Annotated in this window: 20 protein-coding genes; 4 read left to right on the forward strand and 16 right to left on the reverse strand. The window is 38.6% G+C overall.

Annotated elements, in window-relative coordinates:
- Positions 1-90 precede the first annotated feature (90 nt).
- The 6 genes from MJA45_RS18810 to MJA45_RS18835 form a co-directional block, all read right to left on the reverse strand.
- Positions 91-888 carry an aminoglycoside phosphotransferase family protein gene (locus tag MJA45_RS18810; RefSeq protein ID WP_315603439.1) on the reverse strand — a complete coding sequence of 266 codons (798 nt, stop codon included), beginning with the start codon at positions 886-888 and terminating at the stop codon, positions 91-93.
- Between the two features lie 236 nt (positions 889-1,124).
- Entirely contained in the window at positions 1,125-3,062 is a 1,938-nt protein-coding gene (locus MJA45_RS18815) for a phospholipase D-like domain-containing protein (RefSeq protein WP_315603440.1), read from the reverse strand.
- A 677-nt stretch (positions 3,063-3,739) separates the two neighbouring features.
- Positions 3,740-4,111 (reverse strand): hypothetical protein, encoded by a 372-nt coding sequence (locus MJA45_RS18820; RefSeq protein ID WP_315603441.1) that lies wholly within the window; start codon positions 4,109-4,111, stop codon positions 3,740-3,742.
- Between the two features lie 120 nt (positions 4,112-4,231).
- Entirely contained in the window at positions 4,232-5,116 is an 885-nt protein-coding gene (locus tag MJA45_RS18825; protein ID WP_315603442.1) for a DUF4238 domain-containing protein, read from the reverse strand.
- Between the two features lie 669 nt (positions 5,117-5,785).
- Complete coding sequence (locus MJA45_RS18830) at positions 5,786-6,274, reverse strand: hypothetical protein (RefSeq protein WP_315603443.1); 489 nt, start codon at positions 6,272-6,274, stop codon at positions 5,786-5,788.
- A gap of 570 nt (positions 6,275-6,844) precedes the next feature.
- A complete protein-coding gene (locus MJA45_RS18835) occupies positions 6,845-7,531 on the reverse strand; it encodes a hypothetical protein (protein ID WP_315603444.1) in 687 nt (228 codons plus the stop codon).
- 516 nt (positions 7,532-8,047) lie between these two features.
- Between MJA45_RS18835 and MJA45_RS18840 the strand changes: the two genes are divergently transcribed.
- The gene (locus MJA45_RS18840) at positions 8,048-9,040 is read left to right on the forward strand and encodes a hypothetical protein (RefSeq protein WP_315603445.1); all 993 of its coding nucleotides are present in this window, start codon (positions 8,048-8,050) and stop codon (positions 9,038-9,040) included.
- Positions 9,041-9,286: 246 nt separating this feature from the next.
- Here MJA45_RS18840 and MJA45_RS18845 read toward each other — a convergent pair whose 3' ends face one another.
- A complete protein-coding gene (locus tag MJA45_RS18845) occupies positions 9,287-9,685 on the reverse strand; it encodes an HIT family protein (RefSeq protein ID WP_315603446.1) in 399 nt (132 codons plus the stop codon).
- 342 nt (positions 9,686-10,027) lie between these two features.
- Here MJA45_RS18845 and MJA45_RS18850 point away from each other — a divergent pair, with 342 nt between their 5' ends.
- Positions 10,028-10,207: a hypothetical protein gene (locus MJA45_RS18850; RefSeq protein WP_315603447.1), complete on the forward strand. Its 180-nt coding sequence runs from the start codon at positions 10,028-10,030 to the stop codon at positions 10,205-10,207.
- A gap of 16 nt (positions 10,208-10,223) precedes the next feature.
- Here the strand turns inward: MJA45_RS18850 and MJA45_RS18855 are convergent, their stop codons facing one another.
- Together MJA45_RS18855 and MJA45_RS18860 are read right to left on the reverse strand one after the other, a co-directional pair.
- Entirely contained in the window at positions 10,224-11,987 is a 1,764-nt protein-coding gene (locus MJA45_RS18855; RefSeq protein WP_315603448.1) for an ABC transporter ATP-binding protein, read from the reverse strand.
- Between the two features lie 18 nt (positions 11,988-12,005).
- Positions 12,006-13,103 carry an ArsR/SmtB family transcription factor gene (locus MJA45_RS18860; protein WP_315603449.1) on the reverse strand — a complete coding sequence of 366 codons (1,098 nt, stop codon included), beginning with the start codon at positions 13,101-13,103 and terminating at the stop codon, positions 12,006-12,008.
- 467 nt (positions 13,104-13,570) lie between these two features.
- Between MJA45_RS18860 and MJA45_RS18865 the strand changes: the two genes are divergently transcribed.
- Positions 13,571-14,224, forward strand: a complete 654-nt coding sequence (locus MJA45_RS18865) for a transposase (RefSeq protein ID WP_315603450.1) — start codon at positions 13,571-13,573, stop codon at positions 14,222-14,224.
- 888 nt (positions 14,225-15,112) lie between these two features.
- Here the strand turns inward: MJA45_RS18865 and MJA45_RS18870 are convergent.
- Genes MJA45_RS18870 through MJA45_RS18880 form a run of 3 tightly spaced genes read right to left on the reverse strand, consistent with a single transcriptional unit; the run spans position 15,113 to position 17,979 of the window.
- A complete protein-coding gene (locus tag MJA45_RS18870; RefSeq protein ID WP_315603451.1) occupies positions 15,113-15,925 on the reverse strand; it encodes a hypothetical protein in 813 nt (270 codons plus the stop codon).
- A complete protein-coding gene (locus MJA45_RS18875) occupies positions 15,926-17,659 on the reverse strand; it encodes a TniQ family protein (protein WP_315603452.1) in 1,734 nt (577 codons plus the stop codon).
- Positions 17,656-17,979: a hypothetical protein gene (locus tag MJA45_RS18880; RefSeq protein WP_315603453.1), complete on the reverse strand. Its 324-nt coding sequence runs from the start codon at positions 17,977-17,979 to the stop codon at positions 17,656-17,658. Before MJA45_RS18880 ends, MJA45_RS18875 begins: the two co-directional genes overlap by 4 nt.
- 150 nt (positions 17,980-18,129) lie before the next feature.
- Between MJA45_RS18880 and MJA45_RS18885 the strand changes: the two genes are divergently transcribed.
- Positions 18,130-18,471, forward strand: a complete 342-nt coding sequence (locus MJA45_RS18885) for a helix-turn-helix domain-containing protein (RefSeq protein WP_315603454.1) — start codon at positions 18,130-18,132, stop codon at positions 18,469-18,471.
- Between the two features lie 33 nt (positions 18,472-18,504).
- On the opposite strand, the gene MJA45_RS18890 is transcribed toward MJA45_RS18885, so the two are convergent.
- From MJA45_RS18890 to MJA45_RS18905, 4 genes are all read right to left on the reverse strand, one after another.
- The gene (locus MJA45_RS18890; protein WP_315603455.1) at positions 18,505-19,419 is read right to left on the reverse strand and encodes a TniB family NTP-binding protein; all 915 of its coding nucleotides are present in this window, start codon (positions 19,417-19,419) and stop codon (positions 18,505-18,507) included.
- Positions 19,420-19,554: 135 nt separating this feature from the next.
- Positions 19,555-21,627 carry a hypothetical protein gene (locus MJA45_RS18895; protein ID WP_315603456.1) on the reverse strand — a complete coding sequence of 691 codons (2,073 nt, stop codon included), beginning with the start codon at positions 21,625-21,627 and terminating at the stop codon, positions 19,555-19,557.
- Positions 21,618-22,280 (reverse strand): TnsA endonuclease N-terminal domain-containing protein, encoded by a 663-nt coding sequence (locus MJA45_RS18900; RefSeq protein WP_315603457.1) that lies wholly within the window; start codon positions 22,278-22,280, stop codon positions 21,618-21,620. The genes MJA45_RS18895 and MJA45_RS18900 overlap by 10 nt, the downstream gene beginning before the upstream one ends.
- A 215-nt stretch (positions 22,281-22,495) precedes the next feature.
- On the reverse strand, positions 22,496-24,385 hold the full coding sequence (locus MJA45_RS18905; protein WP_315603458.1) for a TniQ family protein: 1,890 nt from the start codon (positions 24,383-24,385) through the stop codon (positions 22,496-22,498).
- Between the last annotated feature and the right edge of the window lie 195 nt (positions 24,386-24,580).

Below are 24,580 nucleotides of genomic sequence, written 5' to 3' on the forward strand. Positions count from 1 at the left end.
TGGAGCAGCCACTATTGCAATGAAAGCTCGGCGATGGGTCGGTTCCATCGCCGAGCTTTCATTACCCGTTAGGGAGCTTAGCTCTAAAAACTAGTTTAGCTGCCGGTGTAATATATCGAGCAGTATGCGCTGCTCTTCCTCTGGAATGCTCTCAGTTAGGCGCGCCGCCATCAACGGAAGCTCCCATTTAGCAAGTTCCTGCCGGTTGCAGCCGGTCAGTTCAAGATATGTGGCCTCGTATGTTTGCAATAATACGGTTCGAAGCTGATCAAATGATTGGATAACAACCTCTGAAAAATCTGACGGCAAGACGGCGTGACGAAGTATCATTATCGTCCTAGCTACATCGGCTTGTGCCGGACCACATACTGCGGTCATCCAGTCGATGACGACAGGACCCCGCTGACTTAACAGCACATTGCCAGGATGGAAGTCACCATGGCAAAGATGATCACCCTCTGGAAGCTCAGACAGACGGTTTAAGATCGCCTCTCGTAACGGCTCGAATTCGGCGTGATGAATGCCGCTGATTGTATAAGCCAGTCGAGTTTTTAAGGATTGCAGACGACCGGTTGCCTTAATGCTGTGCAATCTGGCGTGAAGCTGAGCCAGTTGACGACCGTATTCCGCAGCTATGTCCGGATTACCAATCAGAATCTCCAGCATGGAAGTCCCCAGGATCCTCTCATAAGCAAGTCCGGTAAGACCGTCCGTTTCTACAATACCATAAAATTTTGGGGCACATGCCACCAACTCCTCAATAATGGTGCTGATCCCCCGCTCTAGGTCCAGGAGTTTCGGGTTGCGAAATACTTTAAGGATCTGCTCCGACCCTAGTACATAAATATCCGCAGTGTTACCTCTGCCAATCCGTACTCCAAGTCCCATGAAAAACACCCTTTTCTCAAGAATAAAACGGGCAATGTACGCCGAGGTCAATCTAACTATTTCTGATGGAAATTATTGTAACAAACTGCCCCGTTAACGGAGCGAAGGGCTGCCACGCGGCAACCCTTCTGATATTTAGCTCTCGTTCTTACGTTAGCTTAACATTCTAGAAGTGTTCTGCTGATCCATTCCATCATATCGTTTCATAAACACCATCATGAATAAAGAACTGTCATTCAAACAGCACTAGGTATAATATACCGTTTTATAAATAGGCTTGAAATCGCAAGCTCAAGGATTGATTCGTTATTGATGTGATATCCTCGTTTCTGCATATCGCTCATACGAAATATCTCTGTCTTAGAAAGGTTTCTGATCATCTCCAGCAAATTTTCTAATTCTACATTTCTAAAATAATAATACGCATTCCCAGAATCAAAGGATTCAAAGACCCAGAGGTTGTATTCTTTATACTCGAAAAGTATATATCCTTTCAATGCCTCGATCCCAAGGTCAGAATAGATACTCGTAGGGTTACGCTGGACCCACATTCGCAGCCTCTTTTTTACTTGTTCTTCTGTCAGATCCTCAATTCGACTTCGAACCTGGGACTCGGCCATCTTGGTTAGTGCTTTCACAACGGTCAAATCATCCTGTTCCGTAACCATCTCCACAAACTTTTCACTTTGGATATGGTCGATATGCACTCCGTTACCCCAAATTCGATCGAATTGTTCTTTAAATTGAGTATGAAGGGAAGAGTCCGTATCAAAGATATAAAGCAGGTTGAATTCGTAGTTTACCATAAATCCAGAACCGCTTACGTTCGAGGATCCAATGATAGCACAGCTTTTTTGCTTACCCTCATGAAGATAAAACTTTCCGTGGAAGAACCGATCTTCAATCGTTTTTATCTCCGCTTTGTTAAGTGCTCGCCAGTCCTCTAGAAACACCGCAGTTTGTTTATCCATAGACGAAATTTTAATTGAATCATTTTTTAAGGTCTGACAGTACTTTTGAAGGCTGCCAATAAGCAACTGAACAGATCCATCATTGCTTAGTACCATATTGAAACTTGGCTCGAGTAAATTCAGTCCACTCTTATACAAAAAACCTGTGGCGATATGAATGCTGCGGACACTGATTTCCTCGGATAAGAAATTTATATGATCCTGCAGCGGTTCATCTGAATTTATAAAGTACATAGATTCATTGGCTCCATCAGAGTATAAAGCTTGATACCGGCTCTTTAATGTTTCAGGATCAACTTTCGATATAGAATTTCGAACAGTTGGTATCAAAACCTCATTATTGTGCTCCGGAAATGCCTCGACTTTGTTTACTTTTTCGAGTGCTTTCATTTCCCTGTCTTTATTCCTGAATTTAGTTAGGAACTCAACATCATCATCGTCAATGTTTACGAAAACATCCATTTTTCGATATAAACCATTTAACTCGGCCCACTGATTTGGATCAGATGCCAACTTCATCAAAGTCTCATACACCTTAGTTCTTACCTTGATTTCTTGATCGATCATATCGTATACAAATAGAATGGCATCAGAAAAGTGTTGGGTCTTGTTGATAATCGTACTACATATCCGATCATCAAGTTGGATTTGCGTTTCTTTCATCTCATTGATTAAAGGGATTACATCATCAAAAGTCTTTGATTTATATATGGCCACTTGATATAGATCAACGTTAGGTAGGGTTTTTTGTTTGATTTCTTCAAAAACCTTTAGAACATTATCGAAATTTTTTAACCCTAAGAGTAATTCACGATAAGTCGTTTTGTTGAATCGTCGATTTTGAAAATCAATTACCTTTAACATAGACAAAATATCCTGGTCGTTCCGGGCTTTCATCAAAATAGCCCGAAATGTTTTTTCACTGATTTCTATATTCGCTGCAATCATCTCGGTTAAAAACAACGACATTTCTTGCATCGATTTGGTTTTTGTGATAATCGCACGCATCGTATTATCGTTGAAGAGAGATCGCTTCATTTTTATTTCGTTCATGATGAACAGTAAATCATCTGTAGACTTGGCCTTATTGATAACCGAATTGATAAGATTGGATTTAGGGTCGTTTCCTTTGTTAGAAGAATAGATCGTAAACGCTTCATTGAAGCTATTCGCATTTTGGATTCTTTGGGCAATAGCGTCCATATTTTTCACTTCCTACTCAATAATAGATATTTCACTTGGTATCAATTTCGTTTTCTACTATTCCTTATCCTTCAAGACAGGATTAGAACATGGCATAATAATAGAAGTGACCGACCAAAGGCTGGTCTTGAGGCTGTCACGGGAGGATTGGGTAAAGCGTATGTTTGAGCGGGAAGTAACCGGGCTGGCGGAGTTTGCGGAATGAGCGGCGGGCCGATCTTCCTCTTTTGCGACGAAGTACTCCATCAATTTGATCTGAAGTATCAATCTTCCACTTTAATTTCTCACTAACTTCCAGTTAACACTAATAGATACCATACAAGTAATTTGAGAGGTTTATTGTGTTAACCTGCCCGTTACTTTAATGAAAAAAGCAGACTGCCGCAGTGGTCAGCTCGTTTAATAGTCACCTCTTCATAGGTCCTGCTGTGGTTTCGCCAATGTACAAAGAGGACTCCAATCATCTAGGAAACTCCATCCCTATCAAACAATGGCGCCCTCCTTACCGACCACCTCTTTCGAATTGATTTTTCCGCTTTTACATCGTACTCGCTGCCATCTGCCGAGCTGGCCATTCCTCCTTGCCAACATGAGTAAATGAAATCGTTATTTGAATGCCTCCACATGCTGCCACTAACTTTGCTGAACTTTGGGAATGAGATAATGTTCTTGTCAAATCATTCAGTCCCCCCCCATTGCTCAGGAGGAAGCTCCTCTTCGTTAACATTCACATGATATTGAACAGCAAGTTTTTTTATCTTTTCTATTTCTGTCGTTTTTTCGGTAATAGGGATAAGTTTAACGGCCGTAAATTGCCACTCCTCTTTACCCTCCGCCGTATGCTTTGTGATGCCATACATTCTATAACCGCCCCCTTCCGTGAAATGGAATAACACTTCAATTCCTTCTTTGTTGCTGGAGTAAAAAATTAGTTTCATGATGACTTGTTCCGGTCCTTTAGCATTGTTCGAACAGCCGGATAAACATGTTGATAGGACAATGGCAAAAAGGCAAGCCACATGAAGTAATTTACACTTTGAATTTGGCAATGTAACGCCTCCGCTCTTGTATCCGTTAGCTTAACTCATATATGTTTAGATAGCGTAAAATGCAAGTTAACTATACAATAACCGGGATTATGCAGAGCATGATTTAGTTATTTTTATCTTTTAATTACCCAGCCAGTGAGGTTTTTCAATGTTGGCATTAGAAACCACATAGTCCTCTGAATAAAGCCAGGTTTTATAATTTAGCGCTTCTACTTTCCTTCTTGGAAACTCGATATAAGCTGGGGCACTATTCCAACTCAGGATTATCGCATGCCGAGGTGACAAGGGCAATGTGATTTCGACAGTCTCATATCCTAGCCCCACACTTCTGAACATCGGGGGTCTATGTTTTGCCTCTGGATCAAACCATACACACGGGTTATCGGATGTGAGAAATCTAGCTTTGCTTATTGAGTACAAAATTGATAAATTCATTTTTAACAGCAAAGAGGTCTGAGTTTGAATAGAGGGCATCAGCATTGTTTGAAGCGGAGTTTCGGCCATCTGCCGAACATCTTCGGTTGAATAGGTCGGTCCTTCGGATACCGGTCCAATGCTCATCATAGCGTTCTGTTGTTCAGGAGTAGCCCTCTCAAACTGATAACGCATGCTTTCCATTTTTGAGAGCACCTTACCCCATTGTTTTTTTAAATGATCTCTGTGTGATGGTGTTCTTTCGTGCATGGCGGCTACAAAGGCGCAGAGAATTATATGATCATCTAAGCTTAATCGTTTATTTTTAATTATGACGTTTTGGACAACTTTTGAAACTGCGTCTTCGAGGCCCGATAGACCGTGCTCAATTGAAAGGTTTCTTTCACCGTTTGCTAAATGAATAGTATACATGTCATTTTCATAAAAGATATTTTCAGGGGCTTTTCTTTTAATCTGGCTCCAGTCTTTTGAAATAAGCCAAACGTACGGATCATAGCCCACCGGAATATCATTATCACACCACGCTGAGAGATAAGAACGAGGAATCCAATGTTGTTTTTTGTATTTCACTAGAGTCTCCTCCGTAGTTGTAATTTGCCCCAATAGTACCACATTTGCGCAGGATTTCGTGAAAGAAATCTGCCCGTTGACGTAGAAAAGGCAGCCGATTCATATGTCTCAGCTACCCTCATGCAGTTGAACTATCGTACCCGTTAGCGTAATAAATGACCGTACATCAATATTGCAACACCAATTCCTAAAATCAATAAAGTAAATATCAATAAATGAAACATTACAATCAATCCAGAGATCAATATAATCTTCTTGTACTTCAGGTACCATATAAGCAAGAAGGTTAATGGGCTAAGAAGACAGGCTACGACAGGTCCTCCCAAAAAGAAGGAAAACATTGAAGCTGGTCCACCTGCTAATTCATACCTAGTATCATAACTAATAGCAAAAAATAGAACGATACAATAATAATTGATGAATGATACCACTGTAGCAAAGGTAATAAGTGATTGATTATTAAACTTAACTATGAAGAGTTTCATCCATTTATTATCCTCCCTTGCGCATCACTAATGCTGGCTTTTTAACTTTAACGTGGCAGTTAGCTGCCTTCTAACGGTAATCGAACGAAATACTTGAAAATACAGAAAGACCGCCGATATGCTTCGGCAGCCTTAATGGAATGTTCAACTATCGTACCCGTTAGCGTAATACAAAGAATAAATTTCAGCTACCTGGAAATACCTTGCGTCCTTCTTGATTAAAAGCCTTTATTTCTTCGCTGTGCGAAGATTCATCAATGTAATACCAAATTTTCTTGTTTTCTTCAACTCGGAAAAACTGTGCTTCATTCTCCCCGACTGTCACCTTAGAAATTGCCGGATCAGTGATTGTTCCGAAATAAATATATGGCGGGTTCTCATTTTGTGCCAATCTGTCACCAATCGCAACATTAAAACCAAACTCCTGCCAATTTGTATGAGATCGTTTAACAACTTGCCATCGTCCATTTATTTTTCTTGCGCCAACGACTCCTAGGGAGTTGTCGGTAAAAAATGCTACAAGATAATTTTCTGTATCTTTTATCAAAAAAACATTGCCTTTCACATTCTCTTTTTCAAGCAAAGCCATTACAACATCCTTTAATTCGGGCTCTTTTTCATTTATTACGTCACGAGAGCAACCAACCATCACAAATGTCGTGAATAGCACCATGAGTAGCAAGTTAGTAATTTTTCGCAACAAATCAGCTCCTTTGGGATTACGTAAAATAACGTTTAAACCAGGTATCTATGCAATAGATAATTATCCGCGTTGGAATAGACTGGGTTAAGTCAGATATCGCTTCACATATTTGCAAAGAACAACATTTTCATTGTCCTCGTATCCTTCATTCTCCTTCCATCGGTTGGAGAGCTGCATCATCCTGCTGTTGGGAAATGTGCAGCCGTTGTTAAACTTAACGTACCAGGTAGTTGTCTTCTGACGGTGATTTGCGCGTGAATAAAGTACGGCTCCGATCGGTGCTTCGGCAGCCTTCATGGTGTTATTCAACTCTCGTGCCCGTTAGCGCAACACATCAACTACAAATAGTAGCAATGACATTTTCAATGACGCTCTAACGCTTTTTGAATATCCAATTAAATTACCTGCTTCCAAAACGCATACGCAGACTTTCTCCTCCTATTTGGAATGAACCGGTTTTTTATCAAAGGAATTTTGTGGTCCGTTTCCAGGGTAACAAAAATGACCGTCCTTAGATTAGGACAGTCATTTTCATTTTTGTTATTTTATAGATTTCTTCAGCATGTCTTCTAACTCTTTTTTAATTTCTTCCTTAGTCATTGATTCGACTGGCTTGTACTCACCTTTAGCATTGTAGTCATTAGGGTTATTCGATATTCCATTTTTGGGAACATACTCACCATTTTTATTATAGTCGGCTGGATCCTTTGAAGGAGCTTTCGGGTCCTTCTGCAGTTGTTCTTTTGTGTATGTAGAAGGACTGCTTTGTGTTTTGGAGGGTTGTACAGTAGTAGTTTCGGGTTCATAGGTTGCATTGTTAATTTTAAATTCATACTTATCTAACGGATCCGTGGCCATTAAATAATTGGAGGTCCCGTTCTTTAGCTCTATTCCCTCAATAGTACAAATGTTTTTTTCACCACAGTCGAATCTCACTGACCTGGCGGTATCCAAGGAATCTTTTAGTATTTTGTACTTTTCAGTCTTTGGCAATGCCTCAAAATCGCTGTTCGCTTCTGCGCTATATTGATATCGATAAAATTTATAGTCGTCTAATTTTAATTTGTCTACCACCGAAGATTTAAGATTACCGCCGACGTATTTAGACAGAGTGGATTTTTCCAACTCACTCGTTATGTCAGCCAATCTCCTCTCGTCCAGCTTATTTCCGCAGCCAACCAATAAAAGAATCATAATTCCAAGCGTCGTGCAAAACCTTTTGTTCATGATGTTGCTTGCCCCTTTTTATGAAAAATTTAACTTTACCATCATAACCGGAAGTCCGGAATATGACAATCAAAGCATTGTTTTTTCGACCAGCAATAAAAAACATCCGGAGCGAGTCCCCCGGATGTTCCGATCAGTTTAAAAGCTGCGGGTTAATAATATCGATTATCGACGTTTGGAGATCATTATCTTGCGATCCGATAAACGTTAATCAAACTTGTGCAGTGTTTTCTGCCCAAGGATGGAATCAGGTACCCGCCGAGGCAACCTCATGGAGTAGTTTATTGTGTTATAGTGCGCGCCGCGCTAGTTTAATCCGATGTTTGAGGCAAATTCCTTGCATCAAGTATTATTTTTCTTTAGGATGTAAAAACATTGTACCCAAAAAACAAATCATCACAATAAGCCAATTATTCGATCTACTGCGGAAGGAAAATTAAGTAAGTAGATAGAATTACCATATGGACAAACCCTTACATCATGCGGACTGGCTTAATTGTGAAGGAGTTATGAATGATGAGCGATGAATTGTTAAACAAAGTCATTGAAACTGTGAATAAGTCTGGCATGCCGGTTGAAATGTACTGTTCTAAAATTTTTACTAAGAATGGCTGGGAGGTTAATCATCTCACCCATTATAAAGAAGATGATGCTTCTAGTCCTTTACGGGAAATTGATCTTGTCTGTACGCCACCAGGTCATAAAAATATACGAGTAGTAGTTTCGTGCAAGCAATCTAAAGATAACCATTGGATACTGCATTCAATACAAAATCCAATGTCACGTTATCCATACTTTGACGAAAAAAAGAGCCAAGTGTCTGCTTTTATGGAAATTCCCTTCATAATAGAACCCACCGAGGTCCATTCTTACTTCATACGTGAATCACACAGGGAGATATGGTCTTATCTACATGAGGACTTAGAGGTTTTGAAGGAAGATGAGAAAGATTTACTAGAGGAACATGATGTAAATTTTGAGCAGTTCCGAGAGTATTGGGCTCCAGAAAGAATATCCATCTTTCAATCTGTTTTGAACAGAAAAGAGAGCGATGATGCGCAAATAAGAAATGCAGGATTATCTGCACTTTCCGCGATAAAATCATTGTCGGGATTTAATAAAGAGGACGATAGAATCTTTTTCGATGATCCCTCTTCTGAAGAATTAACTTATTGGATACCTCTCATAGTGTTCGGAGGTAAATTATTTGAAGTTTATTATGGTGATGATTATGAAAATATAGACCTAAATGAAAGAGGACAAGTAACGACAGATAACCTTAAGATCCAGGAAATTAATCGTGCCAGATGTACATTTACCACTGATTTGTCGTTAACTCCATTTGAGGGATATTCTACATTAGGAATTGATGTAGTAACGCTGAACAGTTTAGAAGAAATTATGAATCTAATAATAAATGCTGTAAACCTAATTGAAACAAGTGAAATCGCGGCGAACGTCATCAGCGACTGGGCTACTTATTTAAAATTTAAAGGGTACTCAATTTGAATGGTTAGATGACTTAAAGGGATCATTTATCAAAAACTAATTACACTAGCAGACTTCGCGTCCGTGAAACTCGCCTGCGTTGATTATAAATTCACTACTGTAAGGACGAGTCCGCAATTTATTGCATTCATGGTCTCACTAAGAGTAGGTTCTGCTAATATTACCGATAACGCAGCGAGGCTGCCCTGGCAATGCTGCGGTGACTCATGATGTATGTCATTAAGAAATCGGTCCCGGTTATCTTTCTTAACTTCTTTCGAGGTTGTCTAGACGGCCTTTTGCGTTTACGATATCAAGTGGTTCCACCCATGCAAACCCGTCGAAATCATACCGTGGGAAGACATGCACGTGATAATGAGTTAAATCATTGAATTTACCACCATTTTGTATAACCGTTATTCCATCTGGATGAAATTCTGCTTTTAAGACCCTAGCTAACATTGCCGATGCTTTAATGATCTCATTAGCAGTGATTTCGTCCAAATCATCGACATCATGGTAATGTTGTTTAGGAAGTATTAGCATGCGCCCTTCATTTAAGGGCGCGATATCAAGAATGCAGGTAACAAAATCATTCTCATATACTGTGTGCGTTTCAAGTTCTTTATTTGCAAGCTGGCAACCTAAACACTGACTCTCTTGCATTCTGTTCCCACTGACTCAATGAATCTAGTCGTCTCTAATTTGCCGGCAGCACAGAGGCCCCTTTACGGCTGCAGACTATGCTGATAGTTTATTGAGCTATCGTTCGTATTATGAGGTCACCAGAACTTACTGGTCGACCGTTTTTGTATGGTCGTAAGATGGCGGTAGCCGGGGATCAAACCAACGTGCCCGTGGGACGCAGATCCCGAGAGCTATTCCGTTCATCCCCCCTACTTGTTACACCATGATTAGGCTAATTGGGGCCAGACCCTGAATCACATGCGATGATGTGGACGACAAGAAGGTTAGGGGTTCCGGCTAATACCGTTTAGGAGTGATTCAATGAATCCTGTCATTGGGCTGGATGTTTCCAAAGGAGAAAGTCATGCTCAGGCTTTCACAGATCGAGGCATGCCGCGCGGCAAGACCTTTCGATTCGAGCACAACCTCGAGGGACTGGCGTCGTTTTTAATCTATGTGCAAGAGCTTGAATCCTCTATCGGTCTGCGGCCGACTCCATAGGCGCGTTTACAATTGGCTACACATCCTTCAATTTTTGAAATTTTGTATATTCTTTAAATTGAATAGCAAACATTTTTGAGTACAGACCATCTCTTTGTATCAACTCTTGATGCTCCCCCATTTCAACTATTCGCCCTTTATCCATTACTACAATAAGATCGGAGTCGAGAATAGTAGACAAACGGTGTGCTATGACTAACGTTGTCCGGTTATGCATTAACGCTTTCAAAGCTATTTGTATCGAAATCTCCGATTCAGAGTCCAAAGCGGAAGTTGCTTCATCTAGTAACAAGATGGGGGCGTTCCTCAAAATCGCACGGGCTATGGATATTCTCTGTTTTTGCCCTCCGGATAGTCTGATCCCTTTTTCACCAACCTCTGTTTCATATCCTAATGGAAGCTCCATAATAAATGAATGGGCTTGCGCAGCTTTAGCCGCTTCCATAATGTCATGATTGGATGATCCGATCTTGCCTAATGCAATATTTGTTCGAATAGTGCCACTAAATAAAAAGGATTCTTGTGGCACTAAAGACATATATTTTCTCATTTGATTTACATCTTCATTGAGTTTCTTCCCATCCACTTCAATTTCTCCTGAGTTTGGCTCATATAACCCTAATGTCAGATTAAAGATGGTACTTTTTCCGGATCCGCTTGGCCCGACGAATGCAACAGTTTTGCCGGCAGGGATTTCTAAATTAAAATCATTTAGAAGCGGGTGATTATTCTTGTAGGAGAAAATAATATTTTTGTATCGAATTCCATCCGTTATATTCGGAACCTCCACTCCCTCTCCAGTAGGCAAGGTTTGTAAGGCTGTCGGCTCCTTCAAAACCTGAAATACTCGTTCTACCGCAGCAAGTGATCGTTGAAATCCTCCCCATGTATTAGCAATGTTTGTGAACGGACTAATCAAGCCCTGGGTAAGCGAAATAAAAGCAATCAGTTCACCTATAGAAATTCGCTTATGTATCACCATAAGGGATCCGACACCTATTACGACTATTTGAGCTGCGAGGCTGACCCCTATCGTTCCTGCCTGCAGCCCGGCTTTGTGCCTTCCCTCCATTAATTGGAGTTCCAAAATGCGGCCATTTTGTTCTTTGAAATTCTGAGAGGAATCACTTTCGAGTCCAAACGTTCGAATAATTAAATGCCCTGCGAGTGAGTCGGTAACAAATTCAGTAAGTTTTCCCGTTAACTGTTGTATCCATTGTCCGTTTTGGCGTAACAACCGGCCGCATAATTTCGCCAACAAAGTAGTTGCAGGTCCGAGCATTAATGCTAGCAAAGCTAACACCCAATGAATTGTTACTAAGTAAATAAATGCCGCCGCGGCCCATAAAGGTTGTCGTATTAGATTAATCAAATTGCTTCCGATTGCACCGCCAATACTATTAACATCTTGAGTTATTCGAGCGACCATATCTCCCGAATGATTGCTTGTGTAATAACGTGTCGGCAGCCTTAAGAGGTGGTCAAACAAATCATCGGCTAAGCTTGTTTTGACTTTGTTAGTCGCCAGTGATTCGAAGTATACGTTTAGAAATTGGACAATCATCATAACCAAAACAAGACCAGCACCGAAAAGAAAAAACATTTGTACTTTTGTTACATCACCAGCGATTGCGCCATTCGTAATGCTCTGCAAAAACCACGTAAACAAAAGTCCATCGGCAATGCCAGCAAATAGCATGGCGGTAAGACAAATGTATATCCATCGAAAACGTTTAACATAGGGCAGCAAATGATAAAAGACAGACTTCTCACGTTTCACAAGTACTCCCCCATCTTCCTAATCGTGTTTTTTCAACAAGATTTCTTGTGTTTGGGAGAAATAAGTTTTCATCTTTTCCTTATCTAACAAGTAATAATGTCTTTGGTCTGATTTGGATACTCTCACCAGATCGAGACTGAAGAAGAAGCCCATATGATAGGAGATAGCAGCTGGAGTCAAATTCAACTTTTTGGATAACTCCTGACCATACCATGGTCGTTCGGCGAGCGCTTCAATAATTAAGATTCGCTTTGAATCTGATAGCAATTTTAAAAATAAGTCAGCCTGCTTTCTTAAAGGCTTGTTTTCTAACAGTCGATCAAGATGGATGCCTAATCGTATCCAGTTAAATAGTTCATCTTTCGAAGTGCCTGAATTACAAGTGCTGCATGCCTGATCAAAAATGCTGACGTGAATCTGAGTTGGTTGTTTCAGTTTTTCTTCTGTAGCTTCTACTAAATAATTATCAATGAATTTTAATGGGTTTTGTTTATATTGCTCAGAATATTTTTCTGCCCCTCCTCTTGAAATGGATACAATCTGTTCTTCAAGAGGACTATATATGGAATTATAAAAAGTTTTACAAAGTGTGTGGTATCTCTGCTTGGCTTCGTCCGGGTACATCGTGCATTCCAGCAATCGTTCAATTATTTCTTTGTTTGCCCCATCTATTTTGTTTAATTGTCTAATCATTAGATCCCTGTCACGTTGAACATCACTCCATTGATGACCTGATAAAAAGGAATCGAATTGCTCCTTTAATGATGATTTAACCATTCGGGCAACAAGCTGAGTTGAAGCCATTCGTTCTAATGTATTTATGCCTTCTGTGACAGTTATCGGTGACGTATTGATAATAGCCATATTTACGATCGTCTCATATCCTAAAGACGTTTGCTTGAAGGGATGGACGAAAAAGAAGTTTAGTTCGCTTCTCAGAAAACGAGAGAGCTGACCGTCCATCTGTTCAATAAAGCCAATGGAATCCAGATCTTCCCCTAACTCATGGAATATTTTTATGAATTGATCTTTATTAGCGACAAATGAAGCTGCGCTGGCAAACTCAAAAAGCGGGTTAAATTGAAAAGCTATTTTGTAAGAAGTTGAGAAGCTCACACTAATTATCCCTCCTATTTAAATAATTTTTAATAACAATCACAATGATTAAATGTAAATTTAACTATATATTTTAAATTACCTTTAGTTGGTTATATATGTCAATGATTAATTTTTACACAGGCTTTTAGTCCGGTTGAGGTTTCCACGCAAAAAACCCTTCCGGATAACCCGGAAGGGTTCGCTCTATTCCCAATAGTGGCGGGAGATGGAGTACTCTTTCGCCAGATTGTACGTGTCCAGCTCACCAACTCGATGGAGGAAATCGTCTCGGGCGAGGGAAGCATCTTGCCTTCCCTCGCATAGATGTAAATACTTGCTTAAGTTCGGTTATGGCGTCGCGATAGGCCAAAATTATCTTGTCAGACATGTTTCAGATGCAATTGTATTTTACCACCTGTATTGGTAAAGAGAATTTTTGGTAGCTTGGACGGAATCGAACCGCAGACACTAAGGTTTTCAGTCCTATGCACTACCAATTGAGCTTCGCCTGCGCATCTTCAAAAGCTCACCGTTCGCCAGGTAATCGACGGCTGGAAAACGGTCATGAAACGGCATGCGGTGAACGGAGAGCTGCCGAATTGCTAGCACTGGCAACGCGCTCAGTCGGTGCCAAGCATGGCGGGAAAGCCTACAAGCTTCATCTACAACAGCTGCTGGCCGAATATTATCTGGCTGTTGAGCAACTGCAAGTGATGGAGGATGAAGTGGCGGCTGCACTGGCTCGGATCCCGCTGGCCAAGCCGCTGCTGGCAATGAAGGGCATGGGCATCCTGTCAATCGCCGGCATACTGGGTGAAGCTGGCGACCTCAGCGGCTATGCACATGGCAATGCTTTGCTGCGGCATGCCGGCCTCAACCTGGCTGAAGCGAGCTCAGGCAAGTGGAAAGGCCAGATGTCCCTCAGCAAACGGGGCCGACCCAGACTTCGGCATGCCCTGTTCATGGCAACCATGGCCCTCATCTTGAACGATCATTCATTTAAACGACAGCACGAAGTGAATGTAAAGACGAAAGGCATGAAGCCGATGCGCTCCGTGATGAAGCTTTGTGCCAAGCTGGCTCGCCTCCTGGTTGCCATGGCACAGAGCGGCGAAGCCTACATCGATCTCTTCCCATGAAACAAACTGCTTAACCGCTTCTCAGTTAGCACGAAAACTGGCTTGTTCGCAGGATCTCAAATTGCACGGAGTACCGGATTGCGTTGAACAAAAATGGCCAAGACCCGTACCGTTACGATAACCGGCCTCCAGCCACCGGATAGGCGTAACGAAGGAATGAAAGGAAAGGGCATTGACCCGTCGAGAAATGGGAGTGAAAGCCTTCGGAGGTACGTGGAGCAGCGTGCAGCAGACCAACAAAAAAGGAGCGAAACCTCGCCCCTTCTGTTCCCGAATGCCCTTCGGCTGCCCATTTTCACGGTACAAGCCTTCTTTGTCCAGAGAGTAAATTATCCATTGGAGAGATCCTGCGAATAAGCGAGCATTCGCGAGAAAACTACATTGTACCGAGGGAGTTCAGCACAGATCTGCAACTGTTTGTTTTGTCAGTTCTCGTGCCGTCAGTTAAAAGACTTGCTCGCATTCAATATTAGCTTAGCCAATTATAAAAAGTCCTCTGAAAGATCCAATTCATGTCCACATACATCTCATGCTTTTTTTGCATTTGTCACATCTACCGCTTTGCTACTATCCCCTTGCATTATTTTTTTCTCATTTCCTCGTTAAATCCAAATATCATGGAAATTTTCCGAACTTTAAATTTCAATTATTAATTTTCTAGCTTATGGCGAATATAAACGGCTTTATTTTCTCTAACACGATATTATCATCACTTTTCACCTGCGATTCAATTTTCTCGTAATCTTCGTAGCTTACAGTTCGCTGCTACTGCCATTGAATAACAACCTGCCACAACCGGCTCTTTAAAAAGCCTCCGGTGTTATTGCAATTGTATACAGGCAGTCGCATGTAATCTAACCTACGATTTGTTGCAATCGCTGAGCTCTCTTAAATTTGGCTAAGCATGGATAACCTTTTTAGTCTATTTTCCAAATAAACCTTCTTATCCTTCTCTTTTTGCAAAGTTATCAGCCAGTATCTCCTTTGAACATCAACAACTTTCCTAAACAATTTTAAATCGCTAAAATTTATAAAGCCTCTTGCCGCGAAATCTTCAAGTTTGACAATATCTACAACTGCCTTTTTCAAGATAGTCTCAGTATCAAGGAATCCAATCAAAATATCAGTTCTATATATCGGAGGAGATTCTAAAATTGAAAATGTACCGCATTCTAAAGGAAATTTAGTGTTTATACTTAACTCTGGTGAAGTAAGAGCTATTTTTCTTTCTCTATTCCAACTATTATTTAGTTGCTCGAAATTACGATAACTTTGTCTCCACAAGTCAACTTTCTCAATTAAGTTTAAGTCGTTAATTTCAGTATTGAACAGCGGAACATTCTGACACTGCTTAAATTTTGGATTTGGATAAAACCTCAAATATCGTTTCTTTCTAGGGAAAATATGATCTATCATATCTAACTCCTCATCCGTTAGATTGTTACCTCTAATGTAAGAAACAAGCGGCATTAATCCTATATTATGAAGTATGTGTTTCACTTCAATTGAGTTATAATCAAATCGCTTATAGATTTGAAACTCTCCAACAACGCCTAATTCAGCCCAAACCATTCGTTTTATATTTAATTGATCTTGTTCTTCACGAATAGTGTTTTTTAAAATATGTAACTTCTCCTTTTCCATTCTAAGTTCCAAATATCGACCATCATTAATAAATTTCTTAATTTTTTCTAGTCCCATTTAGCTAATCCTTCCCCTATAATTTAAGCATTCCTGGATTCTAGAAATGGTCTCTTCTTTAAAATAGTACCTTTTCCTACCGTCCTTCCAAATTAATGTAAAATCGGCCTTGATCCCTTCATCATTCAACACTTTCCATAATTTCTTCTCTCCAACTTTCAAGATTTTCATTACATCATTAAAGCAAACTCCGTTTTTTTCTTGCTTTCTTTTTTTAATTAGCTCCATACAATCCTTAAGCTGTTCCTCGTCATAGTAGTTTTCAACCAAAGTTTTACTTTCATTAAGTCTATATGGCATAAGTTGTCCTGATAATGTAAAAGAGATAATCTCTAGAATTGTAAATGAATGCTTAGCATATTTAGATAAAACATGATGGAATTTAACCATAGAGGGACTTATTTCTTCCACGACCACACCAAGACAATCCTCAACCAACTTATTAACTTCTTGAAATTGATAATTTACTTTTGGAGAATTTGCCAGACGCGTTGGAGTTAGGTAGCCAGCATCAACTATTTTTTGAACAGAATTTGGTATGATTCCAAAAATTAAACCCACCTCTTTTTTTGATATCAGATTCTGTTTGGTGCTCAAGTAGCTATCTAACTTTGATTTATCAACTAAATATCTTTGCTGGCCGTTTGTATATTTTGTTTCGATGTGTAACTCGTTATAATCGTTCAATTCATGCAATTTTTCATAAGCAATACCTGTAGTCTGTCTTACTTCTTCCCTTCGAACTCTACCTCTATGCTCTAGTAAGTTAGGATTTCTTTTGAATACAGAAAAATCTTTCCGGACATTCCCATTATCAATTTGTTTTATAAAGTAAGCGTTATATGCCTCAGCAATCATATAAAATTCGGGTTCCTCAAGTATAATTCCGAAAGCACTAAGTCGTTCATATCGTTGACTTCCTACATTTCGCTTTAAAAAGTCATTCAGAACCATGTAGAAGTTATTTGGAAAATCTAAATACATCCAATATACATTGGCTAGTCCAATTGCTAACTTTAGCCCACTTCTCACACCCTCAAACTGATTATGAAAAAACGATAAATGTTCTGCAGACATCGCGGTATAATCGATCCCACCAATAAGTAAGTGAAAACTACAGTATGCCAATCGAAAAAACTTATTAAAATTACAATTCGCAATAACAAATCTATCTTTTTCCCATAAGGCATTTTGTATATTTGTTTGTGATTCAAAAAAAATTAAATTATCACACACGTCGGGCTGTATGATCTCGAAATTAAAGAAACACTTTTCACACTCGCGATTCATAAAAGCTGACAAACTAATCATTTGCCTGCACTGTGGGCATTGATCAACCAACTTTACTTTATGCACGATACATAGATGAAATGGAGTAAAACACCAAGCTGTTCGATGATAGTATTTTTCTTGGATACATATAGGACAGTATTTGACTTTATTTTTCATAATAATTTTCGTGTATAGTTCTGCTCCTAAAAAACTTTTTAATTTGTATCCGTTCCTCTCATTAATAAAACCATTTTCTCTATCTACTAATGCTGCAAACATCTGTAATGCTTCTTGATTAAATTCATTATTCTGTGCTTCATAGATCGATAAGTGCAGATAATTATAGAGGTACGAAAATCGGTATCTATTCATTATAGATACTCGGTAAAGGAAGCCTGATATACTCTCATCACTTACGATAAAAGGTCGAATTAGCAATTGTTTATGCATTTCATTTTTCATCGTTTCCAGCCTCTATTGTTACGACTCTTTAATTGGTCTTTAAGTGAACGAATTCGCGCTTGAAAACTTTCGATACTTTGTTCATTGGCATCCATATGATTGGAAATACGTAATGCTATTGTTAAACTTCCATCTCTCAACAAGACTAAAATGTAACCTTCGTCGAAATTATCAACGAAAATAGGTATATCTCCTGAGAATTTACCATACCACTGTTCACGTATTGCAATACTGCAGGTATAAGTGTTTCCTTTATATAATATTCCTTTCTCTGTTATCACAGCTTGCTCAGTTGGAAATACATCGATTAATTTTTCCACACTAGTTACACCTCCTGTTATTCTATTAGTCCTATTATTGCCAAATGATAGATTGATAATACATATATATAGTATTGACTTGTAAATACCATTTTTCTCTCGTGTTTATCTGTATTTTGGTTGACTACACTTCACTTAGAGGTGTAGCTAATGTCTGAATCAATTTTGAAATTAATTGGTAAACGGATACGGGACTTACGAAAAGAAAAGGGATTGTCACAAGAGCAATTAGGTGAGTTGGCGAACTTAAACTACACCTATATTGGCGGAGTTGAACGAGCGGAAACAAATATCTCTGTGCTTAATCTTACAAAGATTGCACATGCATTAAATGTTGGGGTAATTGAACTCTTCTCTTATACTAGGATAAACAACCAAACAAAAGGGAGATCTTCTGATTTAGAACAAATCATTGATCTTCTTCTTTCGATTAGTCCCAAAGAATTGAAAAAAGCGAAGAACATATTGATGGAAGTTTTTGATAAAAATTAAACGGCGGCCTGGGGGCCGCCGTTTTTTAACCTTTTATACATTTAGCGAAGTTCCTTGAGCTATCTTTGATTTTCTTCCTTTTTTCCTTTTAATCATCAGTTTCTCTTTGTACTTATTCATCGCATCATTCTCAATTCCAAGCGCTGTTTCTAAATCAAAATTTGGGTCAGTAAAGGGATTTGCAACAAATGGTCTAGCCACTTGTTTTACTTTCATAAGCGCCTTCGCCAGATGTGCTTCAGTTATTTTATCAGCGCCCGCCTTAGCTGCAATATAGGTTGCATATTCAAGTAACTTCATTACATAAAAAGGTATCCCCATCGAAATAAAGTACAGTTTATCTGCCATTCGAGGATCAGCTAGATTCGCCAATTCAGCAAAAGGAAGTAATTTATCAACTTTTTGAAGAAATACCCTAAAAGTAAGAATCTCCTCAACGGTACCATATGCGAAAGCTTCTAACGCAACTTTGTTACAAAATCTTCGATCCAATTGGGGATTGCTAATAAAAACTTTTACTGATTCTGGCATTCCACAGAGAATAACAGAAATTCCAATTTCTTCAGTAAATGTTTTAACCCAGTTTGATGCTGTCGCTAACACATATTCGGTGTCGGCATCAATTAGATGCTGGAACTCGTCAAAAATAATGACTTTAATCCCAAGTTCCTTAACAAAGTGATGGATACGACTGGTCAACTCAGATTCGGATCCTTTATGGCTGAAGGGATCCCCCATATCTTCCAGTACTTTCGATGCCAGCATCCTCGGTGTAGCTTTTGGAGGAACGACCACCCTTAATACGGGTATATGCGTATATTTTCGATCATCAGTTTCTTTAACTTCACGAGGATATCTAGCTGTAAATTCCTTAGTCACAGTACTTTTGCCAGCTCCAGTTGGCCCAAAAATGAATAGGCCATCTGGACTTACTGAGCCTTCTGACAAGTCTAGGATCGTTTCCAATTACTCAAGCAGAATTTCATACTTTGGGTGATGGACAATGATCTTTTTAACATGTTCAACACGTCTCTTCAATTCCTTCGAATCAGGTGCTTTTCCTTCTAACCGTTCAAACTCCAACTAAATTATCTCCTTTCGACCACTCCCCCAACTGTCTGCAATTTTATCTAGATCTACGATGTCAACATGCAAGGCACCAGGTTTAGGTTGCTCAATAATAGATTCATTCTGATTATTAGCAGATTTGGATGGTTTTATACCTCCGCGACTTTCCTCAGGATTCAGCATCGATATATTCATAGCTTCTGCTAGTCCAGGAAGTTGTTCGATAGGAACACCTTTAGTTGCACTGGCTACAGTCTCATTAGCTGCTGCTTCCCTACTTTTTCTTCTACGAATCCCTTGATACTCCAATTTACATTCTTTTTGAATTTCTTCTATTTCTAGTCTAGCCCTACCCTGCAGAGATGAATCGTAGTCATTAAATGCACTACCATCTTTGTTTGTCAGATATTCCAGCAACTCCGCATGGATCATGTGATTCTTATCCATCTTTTTCCGTTCCAGGCCTCCACTTTTAATACAGGCTTCAATATAACGTTTATTAAATTCGTCTTTTACATAAATAACCCTTAAATCAGAGCCCCAGCGAATCAAGACTTCACGACTTCTACCTTCACGTTCCAATCGCTTTCTTAGTTCATTTAATTCATCGCTAAAAAAGTGATGACCCCTGAGTTCTATTCCACGAGGACCAATCGTACGTGTATCACTGTTTGAAGAGAAAAGTAACTCTAAATACTGCCGTTTTGCAGGTAATTGAGGATGTATCTTCATTTCTTTTAAGCCTTTAGACCATAAATGCTCTGGAACCCCTTGGATGTTCTGCCCTCTATTAAAATTGTTAGCGACCATGTCAACAATTGCTATGTGTGCGATATGATACAGTCCTTTAATATCGACCACCGCTTTCGCTGCTGAGTTATATTGTCCTTTTTCTGTAGGATTTGAAAAGAGTGAACCGACTAATCCTTGAAATGCTTTGTGATTTAGATCTCCTAGTGCATGTTCAACCTGACCTTTTTGATGCCCGGATGCTACTTCACAATATCTAAGGCCGATTCGAAGAGCCGAACAAATCTCTTCTACTTCTTTCGCGTCGTTCACTTTTGCATTATCCAAAAGTATCGATTGAGGGACACCATATGCCGTCCAATTCATTTCAACCCGTGGGTACAACTCTTTAAATCCAGTCTTCGGTAGAATGCAATGTAAAATTAATTGTTTCCAATCACCGGCATCAGGCTCCTTTTTAAAGATGATATTAAATCCCATCGGCTCGCCCACTGCCTGGTCAATTCCGTACATAATAACCGGACGAAATAACTCGTCAAGTTCAAAGTCTACGATTAAACAGTCAATTGGCGTCCAATCACATTCCATACATTCAAGTGGACGTGTTGCTCTTGCATTTGAATGTACACCATTGTGTTTCAAATCCGCTTGGTTTGCCCCCATGTGCTCTTTATCACGCTCATATGTATCTACTGTTTCTTTCCGTATCCTTCTATATGTCGATTCCGAAACATTCTTTAGCTGTTCATGGCCCGCCCTTGTCAAATTAATTTTTTTTATTTCAGCATCAAGCACATCAAATTCGTCTTTAATCGTAACATACTCCGCTTTGCTTCCATATTTAAAAATAATACGAGAAACTTCGTTCATTATTTCTGCAGAGACTCGATGATCTTTTGGTCCCCTCGTTTTTGGAATTAAGTCAAATTTGTTCATCCGCTTATACCATAAATCTAACCATCTATAAATCGACGCGAGAGAAATCGAGCCATTGGGCTTTAATTCCTCAGGATAATTATCAACATAATCCTGAAACTGTGATGGCCTTATTGTTCGTTTAATGATAGGCTCAATCGCCCTATAACGTTTCTCCATAATATCGTTTTGAGCATCAGTATAATCTTTTGTACTGTATTCAATAACATCAGAGTCTTGACCTTCATGCAGAACAGTTAACTTTTTCTCGTTGTAAGCAGTCAAGATCTCATTAATAGACAGTAATTCCTTCGTGTCATGCGTTATATTAAGCAGTTCAACGTCATCATCTCTGTGCCGAAGCACTTCAAATAGGTTAGTTCCAATTCGAAATTGCGTCCCATACTTGAAATCTATGAACATGAACTTCTATCCTCCTCAATTGAAAATCGTAATATTGAATCGTCAGAAAGCTTTACATTAATTAGATCTGTTGAAATCTCTTGTAGATATATCAATTGATAAACGGCCTTATAGAAGCTCTCCTCATCAATTTCTGCACAAGACTCCCGCAAGTCAAAAAGATACATTGCGGTTTTTAACTTTAATTGATCCAAAATATCATCCATAATTTTGTCCGTCACTTCTTGAGTCCCAAGGTGACGAAGCAATGAAAGGTTGGTTTGCAAATGCCCTGGATTTATTTCCACTTCTGTGAAAACTTCATAATGCCACCCCTGAGCTTCGCAAAATTTACGGCCAACTTCATACTTAATAACATTTTTGGAGGAATTCTTAAATCGAAGAGCTTTCACCTCAATAATGAAAACACGACCATCTTTTAGGATTAATTTGAAATCCGGAAAATACTTATGCTTCTTACCATTTAGAGAATAATGGATACAGACTGGCTGATAAAAAATCTCATCAACTTGCAGATCAAAGTCAGCTAATCTAATGAAATTCCTTTCAAGGAAACTTTCCCAATGGATCATATCGCCTGTTTTAAGAAATGGTTCTTTCCCGCGGAAGCCTTTTCTTTTGGGCTTAATTACTCGAGCTGGTTTGTATGGCATCTCTCATTCGCCTCTGTCCCTTTCATAATTTATGATAAAGTATTGACTTTTTTCAGGTTAAACAAACATGGGTTTGCAATCTTCAGCTCAATTTCATGAGATTTACTCAGGATAAAACAAAAAAGGCAGTGACTAGTTCTATTACTCATCTAGTCTCACTGCCAAATAATTCGTGCGATACAAAAAGGGATAGGCAACTATCCAATACATGCTACTTAATTCACTACGTTATTTAAAAGAGTTTTCACATCTTTCACCAAATACATATATTTAAAGCCACCATCAATTTTATATCCTGTTATCGGTTTTAAACCTAATTCCTCTAATTTCCGAATTGAAATTTTCAGATTAGATAAATATTCATTCTTTATTCCATTTTTTGATATATATGTTTCTTGGAATCTTTGAATAGACATCTTATTGAAGACTTTAAAAGGAAATTTCCCATGGTTTGTAGCTTCTAAAATCCCAATCTTCACCCAAAAATTCACACAATGCTCCTTCACACTAAACATGCGTGCAACTTCTACAGTTCGTAAGTCTTCGCCTTGAATCTCAATGATTTTCTGTCTAAAAAAATCCTTGACATCCATTTTATTAAACATTAATGCATTTAAGCCAATCCCTGTCCCAATTGCACATGGTAGAAGTTCTTCATTAACAATCATTTCAACAAGCCTTCCGGAGGAGCAAAGTTTATTCGCCTGCCCAATGTTAACCACTTTTTGAAAATTAATCATTGAACTTTCATCTGTAACTTGATAGATCACCTTACTTTTCAAACTGTTAATTAGTTTATCAATTGAATGTTTTTCAAAATATTTCGAGTTGTAGTTGTCCTTATATGAATACTCAATATATCCATATTTTTCGATGTCATCTATCCCGAACCCTACATTCAAATATTTTTGAACTTCCTGATAACTGAGAAATTGCTGATCATTTTTATCTTTATTAGTCTTATACTCCTCAAGACTCTTTTTAATCACAATTATGGAAGTGCCTGTTGATTTTTTGGAAATTTGGCCTTTAATTTCATGATTATCTATTAACCTAATGAGTTTTTCTCTAGATGTTTTTAAATATCGCGCTGCCGGAGACCCCGTAAGAACTAACTCTTCATACATATTAACAATGTTAGGGAAATTGGGATTGGAATAGGAGTTGAAGTTTTCTAAAAGATAATTGATAAATCCTTTCCTTAATATCACTAAATTATCGTTTCTAGAAGCAAATAACTCAATATAAAACCGCCCAAAATCCCCCATTATATTAGTGTATTTCTTATTTGAATTAGTTACTTTTACTTTCTCTAAAAATTTATAGAATTCATTTGGCCAATCAGAAAATACTTTGATGACTTTACTTTGTAAACTTGAAAACTCTTCTAGATTGTAATTAAAACTAGAAAAATGAGAGATGTTTCTACATTCACCCAAGAACTTTGCAATGAACAAAATACTACTATTTAATGATTGAAAATTCATCTGATCTAAAACGCTTGATCTTTTATGTAAGAAATCAATTGTTTTAGTGCCACATTTTTCGAAAATCACCTCAGACAAATATAAGCATTCTTCATTTGCGGCTATTAATTTAGAATTTTTATGTTCATGTCCGCAACTACAACGAAATATATCTGGAGACCACCAGGTAATAGGTTTTAAGCATTGTTGGCAATCATCAATAAGCATACTAGAATGCACTGGACAAGAAGTTAAATTAATTAAGCTCCATATTTTCCTGAAGTAATTGTTTTCTTTTAAGCAATAAGAGCAAACTTTCAACTTTTTGGTACATATTGAACTTATATTTACATTAGCATCGAAGTATATATATTCATTACCCGACTTATCAAATGGGAATATAAACATTTTTTTAAGAATTTCTTCTTCATAACATACTAAGTTTTCTAATAAACTTAAATCCTTTTTAGAAATTTCAATAGTATCAAGAAAATAACTACTTATACTCGAGTCATCATAAATGCTCAATAATTTATAGATGAACTGAGGCTGAATTTGGTTGCTTTGAGAGACTCTTATAAGAAAACTACTTATACTCTCATCAGGTTCTGGACGCGGGCGAATTAGAAATTTAGACATTTAAGAAATAACACCTTGCAATCGTTCAATTTGACATGCAAATTAACAAAAAAGGGCTAATCAATTTATTTTTAAGAATAGCCCCTACACAATATTATTTATTTGCCAAAAATCCAAAATGTATACTCAAGTATATTTATGCATTATCACAAATTATGATTAATTTTTATCACTAAGGTGGAAGAAATTCTCAAC

It is taken from the genome of Paenibacillus aurantius (genome assembly GCF_032268605.1).
Taxonomy (GTDB): domain Bacteria; phylum Bacillota; class Bacilli; order Paenibacillales; family NBRC-103111; genus Paenibacillus_AO; species Paenibacillus_AO aurantius.

Coding starts and splice junctions, on each gene's coding strand:
- MJA45_RS18885 (WP_315603454.1), top strand. CDS start 18,130: ATGTCTGAATCAATTTTGAAATTAATTGGTAAACGGATACGGGACTTA.
- MJA45_RS18875 (WP_315603452.1), bottom strand. CDS start 17,659: ATGAAAAATGAAATGCATAAACAATTGCTAATTCGACCTTTTATCGTA.
- MJA45_RS18830 (WP_315603443.1), bottom strand. CDS start 6,274: ATGGTGCTATTCACGACATTTGTGATGGTTGGTTGCTCTCGTGACGTA.
- MJA45_RS18865 (WP_315603450.1), top strand. CDS start 13,571: ATGCACTACCAATTGAGCTTCGCCTGCGCATCTTCAAAAGCTCACCGT.
- MJA45_RS18845 (WP_315603446.1), bottom strand. CDS start 9,685: ATGCAAGAGAGTCAGTGTTTAGGTTGCCAGCTTGCAAATAAAGAACTT.
- MJA45_RS18850 (WP_315603447.1), top strand. CDS start 10,028: ATGAATCCTGTCATTGGGCTGGATGTTTCCAAAGGAGAAAGTCATGCT.
- MJA45_RS18900 (WP_315603457.1), bottom strand. CDS start 22,280: ATGCCATACAAACCAGCTCGAGTAATTAAGCCCAAAAGAAAAGGCTTC.
- MJA45_RS18895 (WP_315603456.1), bottom strand. CDS start 21,627: ATGTTCATAGATTTCAAGTATGGGACGCAATTTCGAATTGGAACTAAC.
- MJA45_RS18810 (WP_315603439.1), bottom strand. CDS start 888: ATGGGACTTGGAGTACGGATTGGCAGAGGTAACACTGCGGATATTTAT.
- MJA45_RS18840 (WP_315603445.1), top strand. CDS start 8,048: ATGAGCGATGAATTGTTAAACAAAGTCATTGAAACTGTGAATAAGTCT.
- MJA45_RS18870 (WP_315603451.1), bottom strand. CDS start 15,925: ATGGGACTAGAAAAAATTAAGAAATTTATTAATGATGGTCGATATTTG.
- MJA45_RS18815 (WP_315603440.1), bottom strand. CDS start 3,062: ATGGACGCTATTGCCCAAAGAATCCAAAATGCGAATAGCTTCAATGAA.
- MJA45_RS18835 (WP_315603444.1), bottom strand. CDS start 7,531: ATGAACAAAAGGTTTTGCACGACGCTTGGAATTATGATTCTTTTATTG.
- MJA45_RS18905 (WP_315603458.1), bottom strand. CDS start 24,385: ATGTCTAAATTTCTAATTCGCCCGCGTCCAGAACCTGATGAGAGTATA.